This window comes from Acinetobacter sp. UBA6571 (genome assembly GCF_002434085.1).
GTDB lineage: Bacteria > Pseudomonadota > Gammaproteobacteria > Pseudomonadales > Moraxellaceae > Acinetobacter > Acinetobacter radioresistens.
Map to the genome: position 1 here is coordinate 31015 of NZ_DJJJ01000047.1, position 17362 is coordinate 48376.

A 17362-nucleotide genomic window follows, 5' to 3' on the forward strand; every position below is an offset into this window, starting at 1 on the left:
ACCTCGGTGAAGAGTCCCATTACTAAATAAATATGGGATAGCGATTAAAGTGCCGCATCAGTTAAACAACAGCTTCTGGATTGAAGAAATCATTTTTTACCGGGCACCGCTACGTTGTAGGGCATTATGCCTTATATCAACAAACTAAGCTACACATAAAGTGGCTTTAAATTACTGTAAAGAAAACTGATTTTTTTGGTCGGGATTGGTTTTTTCGTATTAAAAAATCAATATTTTCAAAGTGGTGAAAAATTAAAAGGGTAAATCCATTTACCCCTGTGAATGACTACTTAGTACGTTTAATAACCTTGGTTTTGGCGATCATATCATGTAAGGTTTGTCTTTTTTGTCCTAAAGCAAATAAAGCATCAATAATTGCAATAAAGGGCACTACTGTCAGTGTAAGCAAGATTACCAGGACACTTCTCAATAAAAAAACACGGGTTAAATTTACTTTACCAGAAGTATTAGCGTCTACAATCTGGATATTAGCCAACTTTTTACCAATACTTTGGCCTGTCCGGGCCAGTAACACAGCCTGGATCACAAGCATAATAAACATATACACCAGCATTGCCTGCCATGCTTCAGCTGGAATAAGTGCAAGAAACTGGTTTTGAAGGTCTATAGCCTTCGTTGTGCTATCTGCAGACTGCATTTGTGTCTGAATGCGTGTGAGCTCAGACATCTGGGTAGGGGTAAGGAAAAAAGAAGGTATGGCTGCTATAGGTAGCCATAACATGAGATCAATTACTTTTGCCAGTATTCTTGAGCCGATTGAAGCCTGCTTCTCTGCGACCTTAGGTTTATTTTGTACATGAGTTTTCTGGATCACAGGATTATTAAAAACAGGCTGGGCTGGAGAAGACTGGTAGCCTGCCGGCTCATAACTCAGTTTTCCCTGTGTAAGTTCACCTAATGCTTTCCATTCGGTCATACCTTCATGCCAAGCTAAGTCAGTCAACAAAACCTGCTGACTGGCAAGCATCTGATTGACTTGTTCTAGAGTATACGGGCCTGCCTGTTGATTATTTCTAGCCAAATAAATCTGCATAAATTTTGAATCTCGAATACCTGAAATAAATGAAACAAAAAAGAAAAATATACACTCAAACTTTTCTGCATATATTTAAAGACATCATTAAATATCTTTAATTCATCTGCTTTATAACATATTGCTCTAAATAACTAGTCAAATTTGTCTGTAAACAGGGGAATACGCAGATTTTAAAAGTGAAGTAGCTGTAATCTTTTTATATTAAACCACATTGGAGGAACTTGGAAATCTTAAATATGAGATAGCTGAAAGCTTAAATTTGACTAAGCGGAAGCAGCTTAAAGTAGAGTGAGGCAAAACAGATTATAACTAAAAAAATTAAGCCTGATGGATCAGGAATAATGACTTTTAAGAATATATTAGTATTTTATATAAGTGCAGCTAAACATCTTAAAGCTTATACAAAATATTTTAAAAAGCCATATTTTATCAAATGGATAAGTTAAAGAGGATGGAGTCTATAACAAGGCAGGCTAGTGTTTCTGGCAGTAAACGATAAAAATATTTTAATTTCCGTATGTGAACACCAACGGCAGCTTAGAAACCAAAAAGTCTAATTGCAAAATAAACCGGGATTATAATTATCTAATAATCCCGATTTAATCTGATTGTGATTAATTATGCAGCCTAGTTTGCTAGTCTGAAATAAGAATAGCTGACATTTTTATCTTTATAGACATCATAACTTTTTTGTTTAAAGTCAGAAACCCAACTGTTACCGCTATAGCCAGCTATATGACCATATTGATGTTTTTGGGTACGATGAATTATATAAATATCACCTTCTTTAGGATGGTCAAAAGAGGGTTTAATTTCACGATAACCCAGAGAAAGCAAAGTATTTCCCCAGTCTGAAGCTGCAACAGGATGAGACTGTATTTTGGCACCAGCAGATTGCAATGCAACTCGAATACTTTTAGCGCATTTACTGGTACTGGATTGACGAGTAATACTCTTTAATTTATTGGTGAAAGTATCAAGGTCAAAATAATCTGAAACCATACCTCGGACACCACCGAATGGACCTGAGTGGGGAGTAGAAGACTCTACAATAACCTGTGGCTGAGGCGTAGAATGTAAATAAGACGTATCAGAAAGAGAATAATCGTAAAGCATTTAGAACATAAGATAACTTAAGACGGCAGTATAAATAACACAATTATCTCATAAATAACACGAATGTAATATTTTGAAATATTATTACATTACAGTTAATCAAAGTTTTCTATTTTTAAAGGGAAGAAGCCAAACTAGAAATCTTGATGTAAATTAGATTGAAAATTAACTTTCTAGTATCCTATTGAATCTTGTAAGAATGACTATTTTCCGGATATAAATAAAATTTTTGGTTAAAATGTGAGCTTTTGTGATGAGTTGTTATATAAATTACTTGTTGTTTTAGAGGTGTAAATGTAAACTTCGTCACAGTTAAAGAACTTTTAAGTTTATTGCCCATACTCAATGTATGGGTATTTTTTTTGAAAGTTGAATGAGTGGGTTTAAATTTTAATTTTTAAAGAAAGAACATGATTAAGTAGTCATTTTTATTTGATCTAAACTTTTAATATAGTGAAAATTATGGAAAGAATTCATACAGAACAGTCACTAAGCCTTTACCTGACAGAGTCTTATAAGGGCGTAACTAAGACTAATTTGAACATCCTGCCGGGTAGCCAAGAAGGTTTTTCGCTCAATGAACTGTATGAAAAATCTAAAAAATTCGAGGACGAACTTAAAGCTGAAGAGAATGAAGTAGTAAAGTTCCAAAAGAAAATGATCATTTTAATCTGGGCTTTTTTCATCATCATCGGGCTTCTTGTGACGTTAAGCTATTAGATTAAAAATTATAAATAATTGTAGAAATTCATAACTTTCATTAAAGTAATTTTAAAATATCATCACAGTTTGATTGTCTGTCTCTATAAAGTTGCGTCCAGAAAAAGTAAGCAATTTCTACCTATCTAAATTATTTATTTACTTTTAATAAGACTGCTTAAACTGGTGTTAATTGTAATAAAAAAGGCCCTGTTGGGCCTTTTTTATTACATATATTTAATTAAGACTGTTTAATTTTTTCTTCAGCAAGAAAGAACCAGGTATCCAAAACAGAGTCCGGATTAAGTGAAACCGACTCGATACCCTGTTCCATTAACCATTTCGCCAGATCTGGATGGTCGGAAGGGCCCTGACCACAAATCCCTACATATTTGCCTGCTTTACGACAAGCATGAATAGCCATAGACAATAGGGCTTTAACTGCTGGGTCACGTTCATCAAACAGGTGGGAAACAATACCAGAGTCACGGTCTAGACCAAGAGTAAGCTGTGTTAAATCATTAGAACCGATAGAGAAGCCATCAAAATGTTCAAGGAACTGCTCAGCCAAAAGTGCATTGGTTGGTAATTCACACATCATGATTACTTTAAGGCCATTCTCGCCACGTTTAAGTCCATTCTGAGCTAGTAGTTCAATAACACGTTTTGCTTCAGTAACAGTGCGTACGAATGGAATCATGATCTGGATGTTAGTCAGACCCATTTCATTACGTGCTTTTTTAAGTGCACGGCATTCCAGCTCAAAACAGTCACGGAAGTTGTCAGAAACATAGCGGCTTGCACCACGGAAGCCCAGCATCGGGTTTTCTTCTTCCGGTTCATATAATTTGCCACCAATCAGGTTGGCATATTCATTTGACTTGAAGTCGGACATACGGACAATAACAGGCTTGTCTGCAAATGCAGCTGCAAGTGTTGCAATTCCTTCGACCAGTTTTTCTATATAGAATTCAACTGGAGAAGAATAGCCTGCTGTGCGTGCCATAACTGCTGCGCGGGTTTCACGTGGCAGGCTGTCGATATTAAGCAGGGCTTTAGGGTGCACACCAATCATGCGGTTAATGATAAACTCTAGGCGAGCAAGACCAATTCCCTCATTTGGCATTTGTGCAAAATCAAAGGCACGGTCTGGGTTACCCACATTCATCATAATCTTGAATGGAAGCTTCGGCATAGATTCGATTGAGTTACGCTGGACTTCAAAGTCGAGTGCACCTTCATAGATGAAGCCAGTATCACCTTCAGCACATGAGACGGTAACTTCCTGACCATCTGCCAGTACTTCAGTCGCATTACCGCAACCTACAATGGCAGGAACACCAAGTTCACGTGCAATAATTGCTGCGTGACAGGTACGCCCACCACGGTTGGTAATAATGGCAGCAGCACGTTTCATGACTGGTTCCCAGTCAGGATCGGTCATATCTGATACCAGAACATCGCCTTCTTGCACTTTGTCCATTTCTTTTATGGAAGTTACAATACGAACTTTACCTGAACCGATACGCTGGCCAATAGAGCGGCCTTCACAGATCACGCTACCACGCTGTTTTAGCAGATAACGTTCCATTGTGCCCACATCTTGACGACTTTTTACGGTTTCAGGACGTGCCTGAACAATATAAAGCTGGCCATCATCGCCATCTTTTGCCCATTCAATATCCATTGGTGAGCCATAATGCTCTTCAATGATAAGGGCCTGTTTAGCCAGTTCATGTAATTCATGATCATTCAGTGCAAACTGCTGGCGTTCCTGTTTTTCAACATCAACCACAACCACTGACTTACCAGCAGAACCTTCATCACCATAAATCATTTTCTGGTGCTTGGAGCCAAGGTTACGACGTAAGACTGCATGCTTGCCGCCTGTCAATAAAGGTTTAGACAGATAAAATTCATCAGGGTTTACTGCACCCTGAACAACCATTTCGCCTAATCCATAAGAAGCAGTGATAAATACAACATCACGGAAACCAGATTCGGTATCAAGTGTAAACATTACACCTGCAGCACCTGTCTCTGAGCGAACCATACGTTGAATACCAGCAGAGAGCGCAACTAAGCTGTGTTCAAAACCTTGGTGCACACGATAAGCAATGGCGCGATCATTAAAGAGAGAAGCGAAAACTTCCTTGATAGCAATCAGCACATTGTCAATACCACGAATATTCAGGAAGGTTTCCTGCTGGCCTGCAAATGATGCATCTGGTAAATCTTCAGCAGTCGCAGAAGAACGAACGGCAACCGCGATATCAGGGTTGCCGTTTGAGAGAGCTGCAAAAGCTTCACGAACTTCTTTTTCTAATTCTGCAGTAAGTGGAGTGTCAACAATCCATTGACGAATTTTAGCTCCGGTTTCGGCCAGCGCATTAACATCATCAACATTTAATTGAGCAAGTTCAGCTTGAATCTTAGCGTTCAGGCCGCTCTGTTCGAGAAATTCACGATAGGCAGCAGCAGTTGTAGCAAAACCACCAGGTACCGATACACCAGCATTGGATAAATGGCTGATCATTTCACCCAAAGATGAGTTTTTCCCACCCACGAGTTCAACGTCGTGTTTCCCTAGTTTTTCCAGACCGATTACGCGCGCTTCCAAAGTTGTTACTCCACTTTTGCTGTATTAATCACTATCTTGGCATGAAATTATCTTAAAGCGCTTAGGTTTTTGATTTTACTAAGCGACAGTCATGTAAGATCGGTTTACTATAAAGATTATATAGTACTAAGACAAATGTTTGAGGAGAATTTTAATGACAGAAGGTAAACAAATTAAGCGGAGTGTGTTTTTTATTTCTGATGGCACTGCGATCACCGCTGAAACCTTAGGTCACTCCTTATTAGCCCAGTTTCCTCATGTTGATTTTGATATACACATCATCCCTTATATCACTACTGAAGAAGCTGCAACCAAAGTCGTCGAAGAAATTAATACCCGTGCAGATCAAGAAGGCGAGCAGCCTTTGGTATTTGATACGCTGGTTGACCCTAACGTGCGTGATATTATCAATACGGCTAATGCAGTAAATCTGGACGTATTTGAGGGCCTTATCAGTAAGCTTTCCGATGTACTTGGCACACCTCCAACGACTTTGGTCGGGCAAACGCACGCTGTAACAGATTCTGAATCTTATAAAGCGCGTATTGATGCAGTACATTTTGCCTTAGATAATGATGATGGAGCACGTACCCGTCATTATGATAAAGCTGATCTTATTTTAATTGGAGTTTCCCGTTCAGGGAAAACACCTACTTCAATTTACCTGTCGCTCCAGTTTGGTATCAGGGTAGCAAACTATCCATTGACTGAAGAGGATCTGGACGATAACCGCTTACCAGCAGTACTTAAAGCACATAAGCATAAATTATTTGGATTGATGATTGATGCAGAGCGGCTGGTTGCCATTCGTACTGAACGTAAGGCCAATAGCCGCTATGCAAGTTTTAGCCAGTGCCAGATGGAATTACGTGCGGTAGAGGGAATTTATATTTCTGAAGGAATTAAATACCTGAATGTCTCAGAAATGTCGATTGAAGAAATTTCTACCCGTATTTTACAGATGACTGGACTTAAACGCCGTATTGGATAAATGTGTTACACAGCAGTATGACAGAACTCATACTGCTATTTTGTATAAAGACTTTTAGCTTGTTAAAATGTAAATCATTAAAGTGAGCAGCAATGTTAAAGAAAATTTTACTCGCAAGTTTACTGAGCTTTTCTTTTTCAAGTTACGCACAAACTCTGAGTCAATTTGAAAGTGGATTGCTCAAGCAGTATCAGCAAACTGAGATAAATAGCCGTATAGATGCAGATCAGTATAATCAGCAAATAGCTGAGGCTATACAAAAACAGTTGCTCAGCAATCCTGCAAGCTTTAATTATTCGTTCAAACAGCTGGTTGATGCAGGTAAATTGTCTATTAATTATAGTCCTGACAAAAAATTAAAATTTTATAGTTTTGATATTTCATCGGGTGGCACCATGCGTGAATTTGAGACTTGGGTACAGATCAATTCAGGAAAGCGTATTATGACCCAGCAAGTACCAACTGCCAGCCTGGTTCAGAATGTCTATCAAACAAACTTTAAAAATATGACTGTCTATTTAGTGCGCGACATCGTCATTGGAAGCAGTCGTGAAGGTGCTTATAGTATTCAGGCGTTGCAACTTTCTCGGCAAAAACTTCGTCCTGTACAGATCTTTGAGACAAAAACTAAAAAGTTAAGTGAGATTGCCGTCGAGTATGATCGTGCGAATTTCCCTGAAAATCAGCCAGCATTTGAAGATTACCAACAGCTACCGCAGCAATTTATTCGGGTATCAAAAGACCTGAAGTATATTGATATCCGTGTCATTCAGGCATCCGGGAAATTGACTTCACAATATTTGCGCTATGTTAAGGCCGCAACGGCTTACCATTATCAGGGTACGGTGCAGTAAAAATCTTTTGGGTAAAAAAAGAGGCCTTAATTGCCTCTTTTTTATTTATTTTAATTTTAAACATAAGTGGTAATAATTACGTCTATTAGATGTTCGACACCTTCCATACTCTGTATGGAATCGGCATTAATTCTGACCACAGGCCAGGTGATCAGTTTACAGTTATCGCGTTGCAGGGCTATGTAGTAATTATCCGATTTAAAAAACTTTTTATTTTCTGCACCTGTATTTGGTGTCAATTGGCGTCTTAACCACGTTTCTTTAACTTGGGCCTCAAGATGGCGGATAGCCAGCAGACTTTTAATACGATTATTAAATAAGCGGCGATTTTTGATAATTAACGGATGAGAAATCAGTTTGTGAATATGACTCTGGGTCTTAGGCAAGATAAAATGGGGAGTAATCTGGAAAACTTTAACAAACTGTGCTTTTTGACAGATACTTTCCAGCTTACTAACAGTAGCCTGATCGGCACCAATAATTGCAACTTTCAAATCGCTTAAATCATACTGGTCAATATGCTCTGATGAAATAAGCTGGCCACGGAAACTCTCAAAGTCCCGGGCAATATTCTGAAAAATAACCGGTTTATGCGGGTCTTTGGATTTAGTATTCATTTTATGCCTCAATTTTTATTGTTAGGATGCAGCTTTTGATTCTGAAGTTAATTCATATATCCAAGAAGGAATCCGAGGTAAAGCCTTTTCTGGAAGCTTGTCAGTCATACTCACCATTGCATCAACGGGAATATGAAAAAATTTCCTGTCTCGGTTAATGACATTTTTAGCATGCCAGTTAATAATTTGGAACCATGGATTACGTCGTCCTTGTTGTGTACGTCCGCCGATTCGAGTGAATTTATTCATTGCTTGATACAGGTTATCTTCAGGTAAGCCCAGTTTAACAATATTGTCGCGCATTTTATTGATCAGGGGTAAGTAGGCTAAAATACCCAGTACTAAACGCGGATCAACAATGCGAGCTGCCATCTGGCCTAGCTGAATCAGATTTTTATGCATTCCCTGCTGCTCCATGACACTGAAACCTACACCTAGATGCCGTGCTTCATCCGCATTGATCAGCTCAAATGCCTGATGACAGACCGGGTCATCTACCGTATCAAGTAAAAATTTACACAATGCACCATCCAGAGCGACTTCAAGCATTGGGATAACTGCACCAAGAATATAAAAGGGCATATCATCGGCATAGGTATCGAGCCATTCAATAATCAGGCGCAAATTCTTGTTGGGTTTGGGGATATCGCTCTCAAGCATTCCCCAGCGTTTCATCAGTGCCATTTCTGCATTCGCATGGCGTTGTTCTTCAGCATGGAAAATGGCATACATTTCGCGTAGGGTTGCATTAGGTGCTTTTTTTGACATGGCTGAAAATGCCCGTGCACCCACATGTTCGATCCACATCAGATCAGCCATAAAGTCTTTTAGTTTTGGCCATTATTCTGCGGTAATTTTTTCCCGACCTGGCGCATTCCAGTCAATATCGGATAAACACCACTGAGTACTTTTGACCTTTTGCAGCATTTTTTCCAGATCGATAGTTGCCATAGCTGTCTTCCTGTATTTTCTATTTTTTAATAGTGTAGGAAGCTGTAGCACTAAAAGAATAGGCAGAAATGCTTAAACTTGATGGACAAAAAAGTCAATGAAGTAAAGTATTGATTGTTGAATAATTTTTTAGCTAAATTATTGATAATAAAAGAAAGGCTTGTCATTTTAGGACAAGCCTTATCTTTAAATAGAATCTCATTAGGCAGAATGCTTAAGATCCATCAGTAAGCTAAACGTTTCAAGTCGTTTTTGAGTGTCATAAATATCACAGGTAAAAATAAACTCATCAACTTCATAATCATGCAGCAACTGTTCTAAGCCGGCTTTAACAGTAGCAGGGGAGCCAATCTGGCCCATTGCATAAAAGTTACGTACAGAGAGCTGTTCAGCTGGTGTCCACAAGCCATCCATACTTTCTACAGGTGGTTTAAGTTTTAGGCTCTGACCACGAATAAGCCCTAGAACACGCTGATAGGCACTGGTAGCCAGATAGTTTGCTTCTTCATCTGTAGGTGCAACGACGACCGGTACGCCCATAGAAACATAAGGTTTTTCAAGATACTCGGAGGGTTCAAAATTTTCTCTATAAAGCTGAATGGCCTGACCAAGCATACGCGGTGCAAAATGAGAAGCAAAAGAGTAGGGGAGCCCGAGCCTTGCTGCCAGCTGTGCACTGAACAGGCTAGAACCTAATAGCCACACAGGTACATGCGTTCCCTGTCCTGGTGTTGCTACAATTCTTTGTCCGGGTTGAGGTTCTTTAAAGTAGTGCAGGATTTCCTGTACATCCTGTGGAAACTGGTCTTCAGTTTCCTGCCGACCACGACGTAGAGCACGCATAGTTACCTGATCTGTGCCTGGAGCACGGCCCAGACCCAATTCAACCCGATCCGGATATAAGGTCGCTAGAGTACCAAACTGTTCAGCAACGACCAGTGGTGCATGGTTAGGCAACATAATTCCACCTGAACCGACGCGTAAATGCTCTGTATTGGCCAAGAGATATCCGAGCAGAACAGCAGTTGCCGAACTGGCAATCCCGTCCATATTATGATGTTCAGCCAACCATAAACGCTCATAGCCTAGCTTTTCAGCATGTTGGGCTAATTCAAGAGAATGTTCGAGGGAGAAGCGAACGGTCTTGTCATCACGGACAGGAACCAATTCCAGAATAGAAAATCGAGTGTTGGCAAGATTAGGCATTATGATTCCAGATTAAGACAATTACTGAAAAGCATACGACTTTAAACAGGTTTTGTATATCGATAAAAAACGATATAAATACAAAAATAAAAAAAGCATCCGAAGATGCTTAAAGAGATAACTGGGAAATTAATTAATAACGTTTACCATTTTTATAATGACCTAAATGGCGGCCATTATCAGTATAGCGGTTGTTGTTGTAGCGGTAATCATTGTAACGATAACGATTTGAGCTATAACGACGCTCATCCCGGTCATCATAACGACGGTCTTCACTTACACGCTGGCCTAATACTGAGCCGCCGGCAGAACCTAGCGCCGCACCAATATAACCACCATTTGTACCGCCCATATTCTTCCCAACGCTATAACCTGCTCCGGCACCTAGGGCACCTCCAATAATTGCGCCATTACGGTCGCGCTTATTGCTGGAAACCGCAGCACCTGCACCGCCACCTACAGCTGAGCCAATCATTGCTCCTGTTTGTCCACCCATGTGCTGCCCAATTGCGGCACCTACTACACCGCCTAAAGCGGATGTAATTGCAGTATTGGTTGCATTACCTGCATTACCTGCTGTCATACCCATGGCTGAGGTTGCTACAACAGCGATCATTAGAATTTTATAGTTCATGAGTACACCTGTAAATATATCTGAATCTGATTTCTATAGATCAAAATTAATAGTGCAAACCTGACTCAGCATGAAGATAACGTTATGAAATTGTATTTTGCTTATCCTTAATTTATCCGTAATTGTGCATACCCGTCTTATGCATTAAAAAAGCACCCGAAGGTGCTTGAATCTTGACTGCTATTATTAACGGTGACGACGGTATTTTTTATTCCATTGACGAGAGTTATAATAACGGCGGTCATCGTCTTTATCTTTAGCGATTTTATTGCCTAAAGCTGCGCCTCCGGCTGCTCCCAGTGCGGAACCGATCAGGCCACCAGTTGAACCACCCATCTGTTTACCCAGGGCATAACCACCTACACCACCTACACCACCACCAATCGCAGATTCAGTACGGTTACGTTTATTACTCGCTACAGCTGCACCACCTGCACCACCTAGTGCCGAACCAATCATTGCACCAGTGTTACCACCCATATTTCTACCTAATGCTGTGCCTGCTACACTTCCGAGCGCACTTGCTGCTGCAACACGAGTGGTGTTGTCTGCATATGCATTTACAGTCATCATTGATGTAGTTGCTAAGGCTGCACTTAATAAAACTGTATTTAATTTCATTTTGTTCTCCATGTGCTCAGAACTTTTGAGGCTTATGCTTTCGTTGTGAGAAATGTAACAAAACGATTCGTACTAAATATGGAGAGCTGTCTCTGTATTTATAGTGTTTGGTTTCAGCTTTGTATGCTTTCTATTAAAAACGTCTAAAATCACGGCAAATAACTAGATTTTTAAAGCAAATATGGATGAATTCTGAAGATTAGCCTCCATATCTCTAAAAAATTTATAGAGGCAAAGTGTTACCTGCCAATAATGATGTCTTTTAAAAGTCAGAATCGGTACACTATGCGCAATTTTCTGATATGGCAGACTGTTTGATCGCTTTTAACAGTCGAATGCTGTTTGACTTGAGACATATTAAAAGATGAAAGAATCGCTACGTTTACGCCTTGATCAGTTATCTGACCGTTATGAAGAGCTGACCGCACTGCTGGCAGATGCTGAAGTTATTTCTGATAATAAACGCTTTCGCAAGCTGTCCCGGGAACATAGTGATCTAACTGAAATTACCGAAGTTTGGGCCAAATATCGTCAAGCTGAAGCAGATATTGAAACAGCTGAAGCCATGCTTTCTGACCCTGACTTTAAAGAAATGGCTCAGGAAGAAATTAGAGAGAACCGGGCCCTGATAGAGTCACTTGAAAGTCAGCTTAATATTCTGATGATTCCAAAAGACCCAAATGATGCCAATGCCGCATATCTGGAAATTCGTGCTGGAACAGGCGGTGATGAGGCGGCAATTTTCTCTGGTGATCTGTTCCGTATGTATAGTAAATATGCGGAATCATGTGGATGGCGGCTCGAAATTCTCTCTGAGAATGAAGGCGAACATGGCGGTTATAAAGAAATAATCTGTCGTGTCGATGGTGATGGTGTTTATGGCCGCATGAAATTTGAAAGCGGTGCACATCGAGTACAGCGTGTACCAGCCACAGAATCCCAGGGGCGGGTACACACTTCAGCATGTACTGTAGCGATACTTCCTGAAGTAGATGTGGATACCACAGTAGACATCAATCCGGCTGATTTACGTATTGATACTTATCGTGCATCAGGTGCCGGCGGTCAGCACATTAATAAAACGGACTCAGCTGTACGTATTACCCATATTCCTACCGGCACAGTAGTTGAATGTCAGGAAGAGCGTTCGCAGCACAAGAATAAAGCCAAAGCGATGTCACTTCTGGTTTCACGTTTAGAGAATGCTAAACGTGCTGCACAAGAATCTGCCACTTCTGAAATGCGCCGTGATCTGGTGGGTTCGGGCGACCGCTCTGAACGTATTCGTACCTATAACTATCCGCAGGGACGGATGACTGATCATCGTATTAATCTCACATTGTATAAGCTAGATGCCATTATGGAAGGTGATCTAAATGAGCTTTTAGATAGCTTGCATCGTGAATATCAGGCTGATCAGCTGGCAATGCTGGCACAGGAAAATGGCGGCTAATGAAACTTAGTGAGGCCTTGACAATTCGGGGCATACCAGACAGCTATGAACGTCAGGAAAATATCTGGCTACTTGAACATATTCTAAATATAAAAATGTTTGAGTTCAGGTTCCGTCAGGATAAAGAGCTGACGGCCGAGCAGCAGCATGCTTATCTGGCTGCATTGGCTCGACTGGAAGCCGGCGAACCTCTCGCATATATTCTTGGTTCACAGCCATTCTGGACACTTGATCTGAAAGTGACCCGAGATACACTGGTACCACGGCCAGATACTGAAGTACTGGTCGAAACTGTTTTGACGCTGGACTTGCCTGAAGAAACCAAGATGGTGGATTTAGGCACAGGTACAGGTGCCATCGCTCTGGCGCTAGCCTCAGAAAAACCTCACTGGTCGGTTCTGGCTACTGATGTTTATATGCCCACCCTTACAGTTGCCCGTGAAAATGCAGACAAACATGGTTTACAGCAGGTAGAGTTTGCTTGTGGAGCCTGGTTTGCAGCATTGAACCAGTTACCTGAGCCTATATTTGATTTAATCGTATCCAACCCACCCTATATCGATGCAGAAGATCGGCATATGAAAGATCTGGCCACAGAGCCGGTACGGGCTCTCGTTGCGCTTAAGCAAGGTCTGGCTGATTTGGAGACGATTATTGAGCAGGGTAAAAGCTGGTTAAGACCAGAAGGCTGGATTGTACTGGAGCATGGGTATGAACAAGCAAAAGCCGTACGCTCTTTCTTTGAGAATAAAGGGTTTGAGTCGGTTCGTACTGTAAAAGACTATAGTGGCAATGATCGAGTTACATTGGGTCAGCTAATCTGATCGAAACTTATTTATATCGGGGCTTCATTAGGAGCCTTTTATTTACTGGTCATAATTTTGCTAACCTAAGCCTTAGCTTTCTATAAATTTCATCAAGTGGCCTGTTGTTTTTCCGGTATCCTGAGCAGGATAATTACGAAAATTACAGTAGCGGGAAACAATATTTAACGCCATCTCTCAGCCGATAAAAAGTATTGCCATTCTATTTTAACTATTTAAAGCTGTTTTAAGTAGATGACAGAAACTAAAAGAGATTTATATAATTAATAGATAATTAAAGTTATCCCGCTAGCTATAAAAGAAATTTCTTCGCTGACCACAGACTGTTTTTATGGTCATTCTCTTTAAAGTGCAAGTTAGAGCTTGCTCCGATTCTGCCGATAAGTACCCGGACTGACCCCTGTCCACTTCTTGAAGGCACGGTGAAAAGCACTGGCATCATGAAAGTCGAGTTGTTCACTAATATCTTGTAATGAAAGATCAGTATGGGTCAGATATTCAATGGCTATATCACGACGGATATCATTTTTTAGCTGCTGATAGCTTACACCTTCATATTTTAAACGTCGATGCATAGTGGTTTCTGACAGATTAAAGCGAGCAGCAATGTCGGTAAGTTCCGGCCACTCTGCTGGTATAAGCTTACTTAAGTATTTACGAATACTAAAGCTTAAGGAATCAGGATTTTTATAACGAACCAGAAGATTCTGGGGAGTATGCTTTAAAAAATCGTACCAGGCATTTTTATCTTTCTTAATTTTTATTTCAAGATAATGCCGGCTAAACTCAATCCGGTTTTGAGAAGCGCCATAGTAGATTTTTTCACAGAACCGAACCCGATAATCCTGATCATCTAGAGGCTGCATGCACCGCAGTTCAATTTTATCCAATATCACACGCTGGCCACTCAACCAGCATATTAAGCCATGTACCAGCATCAGATAAGTCGCGTAACTGAACATCCGTTTGACTGGACCTTGATCATGCAGCACCAGAAAAGCTTTATCTTGTTCAAGCTGAAGCTCAGCCTGTAAATCATCCAGTATAAAGTTCAGAAACTTCAGCATATCCTGAACTGCTTTTTCAAGTGTCTCTGCCTGTAGCAGCATTTTACTGAGTAACTGGTAACTACCACGACGCATGGGATGGCTATCCATCCCGAAGAACTCATCATTCATGTGATCAGCCAGTTCAGTCCAGAGACAGGCATATGCTGAAACCGGAATACGTGCTTTGGCTGAGTGCAGAATTTCAGGTGCTATTTCTGCTTTTTGCAGAATGAGCCGGGTATCAAGTCCACGGCTATAGGCCACCATCAAGGCTTCATGAACCAGACTGACGGATATTGTTCCTTTGCTTTCTTCTAAATCTGTCCGGTCCATTATATTTTCACTTGATCCCATCATGAATAATTGTTTGTAGAGCAGTTGGCCAGATTGCCCAAAACTGGCATCGCAATTGCACAATTTGGAAATTGTACTGTAAATAGAGAGCCATTACCCTGCATTTAACTAAACGTTTTATTTGAAAAATATCGACAGCCGGATCGAAAAATATGAAAACTCAGGGAAAAGTATTTGTTATTACGGGTGGTGCTTCAGGCTTGGGCGCTGCCTCAGCACGACAATTGACCGGACAGGGTGCGCAAGTAATTCTGGTCGACATGAATCAGGATGCTGGTGAGCAGATGGTTCAGGAGCTGGGACCAAAAGCCCAGTTTGTAAAACTTGATGTTACAGATGAAATCGCTGTCCAGCAGCTTTTTATCAATATCTCACAACAGTTTGGTGCATTGCACGGCTTAATCAACTGTGCCGGGATTGCACCTTCAGCCAAAATACTGGGGAAAAATGGGCTACATGAGCTCGCTCTATTTCAACGTGCTCTGGACATCAATGTAACTGGTAGTTTTAACATGCTGCGCTTTGCAGCTGAGTTAATGTCCAGAAACTCTATTGAAGAAGGGGAGGAAGAGCGCGGTATTATCATTAATACGGCATCTGTAGCGGCATTTGAAGGACAGATCGGGCAGGCTGCATATTCGGCCTCTAAAGGTGCTGTGGTGGCTATGACCTTGCCGCTGGCCCGTGAATTGGCACAACACGCTATTCGGGTCATGACTATTGCGCCAGGTATCATGGAGACTCCAATGCTACAAGGCCTGCCAGAGAAAGTGCAGGAAGCATTAGGACAAATGGTACCGTTTCCACCACGATTAGCTAAACCCGCAGAGTTTGCCAAACTGGTTGCTCATATTGTTGAAAATACCTATTTGAATGGGGAAGTAATTCGTCTGGACGGTGCAATCCGTATGGCTGCCAAATAATACAAGGAAGTAAGCTGATGATTTTAACTGCCGAGCAACGTATGGTTCAGGACATGCTTCGTGATTATTCACAGCAAAAACTGAAACCCACTGCTGCCCACCGTGATAAAACGCATGAATTTCCTGCTCAGGAACTTAAAGAGCTGGCTGAGCTGGGTGCTTTTGGTATGGCGATACCAGTTGAATGGGGTGGAGCTGGACTTGACTATATTTCACTGGTGCTTGCTCTAGAGGAAATAGCGGCAGGTGATGGTGCAATTTCAACCATCATTAGCGTACAGAATTCATTGCCTTGTGGTATTACCTATGCATATAGCACTGAGGCACAAAAGCAGGAGTATCTGACCCGCTTTGCCTCAGGTGAATGGCTGGGCTGCTTTTGTCTGACTGAACCGCATGTTGGTTCAGATGCAAGTGCTATCAGTTGCCGTGCTGAACGTGACGGTGATGAATGGGTCATTAATGGCACCAAGCAGTTTATTACCTCAGGTAAACATGCACAGGTTGCGCTGGTTTTTGCAGTTACAGATAAAACCGCAGGCAAAAAAGGTATCTCGTGCTTTTTAGTACCGACTCATACACCTGGTTATGTGGTCGCAAATATTGAAGATAAAATGGGACAGCATGCCTCAGATACGGCCACAATTATTTTTGAAAACTGCAGGATTCCTGCGGAAAATTTGCTGGGTAAGGAAGGAGAAGGTTACAAGATTGCACTTTCAAATCTGGAAGCAGGCCGTATAGGAATTGCAGCGCAATCTGTAGGAATGGCGCGTGCTGCTTTAGACGCTGCTGTACAGTATGCGAATGAACGTAAGGCTTTTGGTGTAGAAATTGTGCAGCATCAGGCAGTGGCTTTTCGTCTAGCAGATATGGCTACACAAATTGAAGCAGCCCGGCAGCTGGTTTTTCATGCAGCTAGTCTGAAAGATGCTGGTCTGCCTTGTTTGAAAGAAGCCTCAATGGCAAAACTGTTTGCTTCTACCATGGCAGAGCGGGTCTGTTCAGATTCTATACAAATTCATGGGGGCTATGGCTATGTAACTGATTTTCCGGTCGAGCGTATCTATCGGGATGTTCGGGTTAGCCAGATTTATGAAGGTGCATCAGATATTCAGAGACTGGTGATTGCACGCGAAGTCACGAAAATCTGAAACTCCACCTCTTTTTAGATTGAAAACTATCATGATCAGCCTGGATAATTTGAGTCATAGGCTGAATATGGCAGCTTATTTGACAGTTTTGGAAATTGTCACCAAAACCTACAAGCTTTATTTTAAGTAAATCAAATTTATATAGAAGCTGAAGTCTCAAAAACTGAAGCAGTGACATAACAATAAAAATAGGGCTATGGCGGATCACAAGTGATCTGTGGCCTTACAGGAACAAGAGG

16 protein-coding genes are annotated in these 17362 nt (G+C 41.1%); 7 read left to right on the top strand and 9 right to left on the bottom strand.

Going from position 1 to position 17362, the window contains the following annotated elements; translation table 11 throughout:
- Nucleotides 1-286 precede the first annotated feature (286 nt).
- Complete coding sequence (locus B3X18_RS08640) at nucleotides 287-1054, bottom strand: RDD family protein (RefSeq protein WP_005025456.1); 768 nt, start codon at nucleotides 1052-1054, stop codon at nucleotides 287-289.
- Nucleotides 1055-1684: 630 nt separating this feature from the next.
- Nucleotides 1685-2173 (bottom strand): hypothetical protein, encoded by a 489-nt coding sequence (locus B3X18_RS08645; RefSeq protein WP_005025458.1) that lies wholly within the window; start codon nucleotides 2171-2173, stop codon nucleotides 1685-1687.
- A gap of 462 nt (nucleotides 2174-2635) precedes the next feature.
- Between B3X18_RS08645 and B3X18_RS08650 the strand changes: the two genes are divergently transcribed.
- A complete protein-coding gene (locus B3X18_RS08650) occupies nucleotides 2636-2893 on the top strand; it encodes a hypothetical protein (protein WP_034670094.1) in 258 nt (85 codons plus the stop codon).
- Nucleotides 2894-3113: 220 nt separating this feature from the next.
- Here B3X18_RS08650 and ppsA read toward each other — a convergent pair whose 3' ends face one another.
- Nucleotides 3114-5492: a phosphoenolpyruvate synthase gene (ppsA, locus tag B3X18_RS08655; RefSeq protein WP_034670093.1), complete on the bottom strand. Its 2379-nt coding sequence runs from the start codon at nucleotides 5490-5492 to the stop codon at nucleotides 3114-3116.
- A 154-nt stretch (nucleotides 5493-5646) separates the two neighbouring features.
- On the opposite strand from ppsA, the gene ppsR reads away from it, so the two are divergent.
- Both ppsR and B3X18_RS08665 read left to right on the top strand, forming a co-directional pair.
- On the top strand, nucleotides 5647-6483 hold the full coding sequence (gene ppsR / locus B3X18_RS08660; RefSeq protein WP_005025465.1) for a posphoenolpyruvate synthetase regulatory kinase/phosphorylase PpsR: 837 nt from the start codon (nucleotides 5647-5649) through the stop codon (nucleotides 6481-6483).
- Nucleotides 6484-6575: 92 nt separating this feature from the next.
- Nucleotides 6576-7337 (top strand): hypothetical protein, encoded by a 762-nt coding sequence (locus B3X18_RS08665; RefSeq protein ID WP_005025467.1) that lies wholly within the window; start codon nucleotides 6576-6578, stop codon nucleotides 7335-7337.
- A gap of 56 nt (nucleotides 7338-7393) precedes the next feature.
- Here the strand turns inward: B3X18_RS08665 and B3X18_RS08670 are convergent, their stop codons facing one another.
- The 5 genes from B3X18_RS08670 to B3X18_RS08690 form a co-directional block, all read right to left on the bottom strand.
- On the bottom strand, nucleotides 7394-7954 hold the full coding sequence (locus B3X18_RS08670) for a hypothetical protein (RefSeq protein WP_005025470.1): 561 nt from the start codon (nucleotides 7952-7954) through the stop codon (nucleotides 7394-7396).
- A gap of 21 nt (nucleotides 7955-7975) precedes the next feature.
- Nucleotides 7976-8773 carry a hypothetical protein gene (locus B3X18_RS08675; protein WP_005025472.1) on the bottom strand — a complete coding sequence of 266 codons (798 nt, stop codon included), beginning with the start codon at nucleotides 8771-8773 and terminating at the stop codon, nucleotides 7976-7978.
- Nucleotides 8774-9106: 333 nt separating this feature from the next.
- Nucleotides 9107-10111: an LLM class flavin-dependent oxidoreductase gene (locus B3X18_RS08680; RefSeq protein ID WP_005025477.1), complete on the bottom strand. Its 1005-nt coding sequence runs from the start codon at nucleotides 10109-10111 to the stop codon at nucleotides 9107-9109.
- A 133-nt stretch (nucleotides 10112-10244) separates the two neighbouring features.
- Complete coding sequence (locus B3X18_RS08685) at nucleotides 10245-10745, bottom strand: glycine zipper domain-containing protein (protein WP_005025480.1); 501 nt, start codon at nucleotides 10743-10745, stop codon at nucleotides 10245-10247.
- Between the two features lie 186 nt (nucleotides 10746-10931).
- Nucleotides 10932-11366 carry a glycine zipper domain-containing protein gene (locus B3X18_RS08690; protein ID WP_005025482.1) on the bottom strand — a complete coding sequence of 145 codons (435 nt, stop codon included), beginning with the start codon at nucleotides 11364-11366 and terminating at the stop codon, nucleotides 10932-10934.
- Nucleotides 11367-11730: 364 nt separating this feature from the next.
- On the opposite strand from B3X18_RS08690, the gene prfA reads away from it, so the two are divergent.
- Entirely contained in the window at nucleotides 11731-12819 is a 1089-nt protein-coding gene (prfA, locus tag B3X18_RS08695) for a peptide chain release factor 1 (protein WP_005014798.1), read from the top strand.
- Nucleotides 12819-13643, top strand: a complete 825-nt coding sequence (prmC, locus tag B3X18_RS08700; RefSeq protein ID WP_005025484.1) for a peptide chain release factor N(5)-glutamine methyltransferase — start codon at nucleotides 12819-12821, stop codon at nucleotides 13641-13643. Before prfA ends, prmC begins: the two co-directional genes overlap by 1 nt.
- Before the next feature lie 356 nt (nucleotides 13644-13999).
- On the opposite strand, the gene B3X18_RS08705 is transcribed toward prmC, so the two are convergent.
- The gene (locus B3X18_RS08705; protein ID WP_005025487.1) at nucleotides 14000-15025 is read right to left on the bottom strand and encodes an AraC family transcriptional regulator; all 1026 of its coding nucleotides are present in this window, start codon (nucleotides 15023-15025) and stop codon (nucleotides 14000-14002) included.
- A 173-nt stretch (nucleotides 15026-15198) separates the two neighbouring features.
- Here B3X18_RS08705 and B3X18_RS08710 point away from each other — a divergent pair, with 173 nt between their 5' ends.
- Entirely contained in the window at nucleotides 15199-15969 is a 771-nt protein-coding gene (locus B3X18_RS08710; protein WP_005025489.1) for an SDR family NAD(P)-dependent oxidoreductase, read from the top strand.
- A 17-nt stretch (nucleotides 15970-15986) separates the two neighbouring features.
- Complete coding sequence (locus B3X18_RS08715; RefSeq protein WP_005025492.1) at nucleotides 15987-17123, top strand: acyl-CoA dehydrogenase family protein; 1137 nt, start codon at nucleotides 15987-15989, stop codon at nucleotides 17121-17123.
- Nucleotides 17124-17362 lie beyond the last annotated feature (239 nt).

Excerpts from the sequence above, each read along its gene's own strand:
- B3X18_RS08640 (WP_005025456.1), bottom strand. The coding sequence starts at position 1,054 with ATGCAGATTTATTTGGCTAGAAATAATCAACAGGCAGGCCCGTATACT.
- B3X18_RS08645 (WP_005025458.1), bottom strand. The coding sequence starts at position 2,173 with ATGCTTTACGATTATTCTCTTTCTGATACGTCTTATTTACATTCTACG.
- B3X18_RS08650 (WP_034670094.1), top strand. The coding sequence starts at position 2,636 with ATGGAAAGAATTCATACAGAACAGTCACTAAGCCTTTACCTGACAGAG.
- ppsR (WP_005025465.1), top strand. The coding sequence starts at position 5,647 with ATGACAGAAGGTAAACAAATTAAGCGGAGTGTGTTTTTTATTTCTGAT.
- B3X18_RS08665 (WP_005025467.1), top strand. The coding sequence starts at position 6,576 with ATGTTAAAGAAAATTTTACTCGCAAGTTTACTGAGCTTTTCTTTTTCA.
- B3X18_RS08670 (WP_005025470.1), bottom strand. The coding sequence starts at position 7,954 with ATGAATACTAAATCCAAAGACCCGCATAAACCGGTTATTTTTCAGAAT.
- B3X18_RS08675 (WP_005025472.1), bottom strand. The coding sequence starts at position 8,773 with ATGGCTGATCTGATGTGGATCGAACATGTGGGTGCACGGGCATTTTCA.
- B3X18_RS08680 (WP_005025477.1), bottom strand. The coding sequence starts at position 10,111 with ATGCCTAATCTTGCCAACACTCGATTTTCTATTCTGGAATTGGTTCCT.
- B3X18_RS08685 (WP_005025480.1), bottom strand. The coding sequence starts at position 10,745 with ATGAACTATAAAATTCTAATGATCGCTGTTGTAGCAACCTCAGCCATG.
- B3X18_RS08690 (WP_005025482.1), bottom strand. The coding sequence starts at position 11,366 with ATGAAATTAAATACAGTTTTATTAAGTGCAGCCTTAGCAACTACATCA.
- prfA (WP_005014798.1), top strand. The coding sequence starts at position 11,731 with ATGAAAGAATCGCTACGTTTACGCCTTGATCAGTTATCTGACCGTTAT.
- prmC (WP_005025484.1), top strand. The coding sequence starts at position 12,819 with ATGAAACTTAGTGAGGCCTTGACAATTCGGGGCATACCAGACAGCTAT.
- B3X18_RS08705 (WP_005025487.1), bottom strand. The coding sequence starts at position 15,025 with ATGGACCGGACAGATTTAGAAGAAAGCAAAGGAACAATATCCGTCAGT.
- B3X18_RS08710 (WP_005025489.1), top strand. The coding sequence starts at position 15,199 with ATGAAAACTCAGGGAAAAGTATTTGTTATTACGGGTGGTGCTTCAGGC.
- B3X18_RS08715 (WP_005025492.1), top strand. The coding sequence starts at position 15,987 with ATGATTTTAACTGCCGAGCAACGTATGGTTCAGGACATGCTTCGTGAT.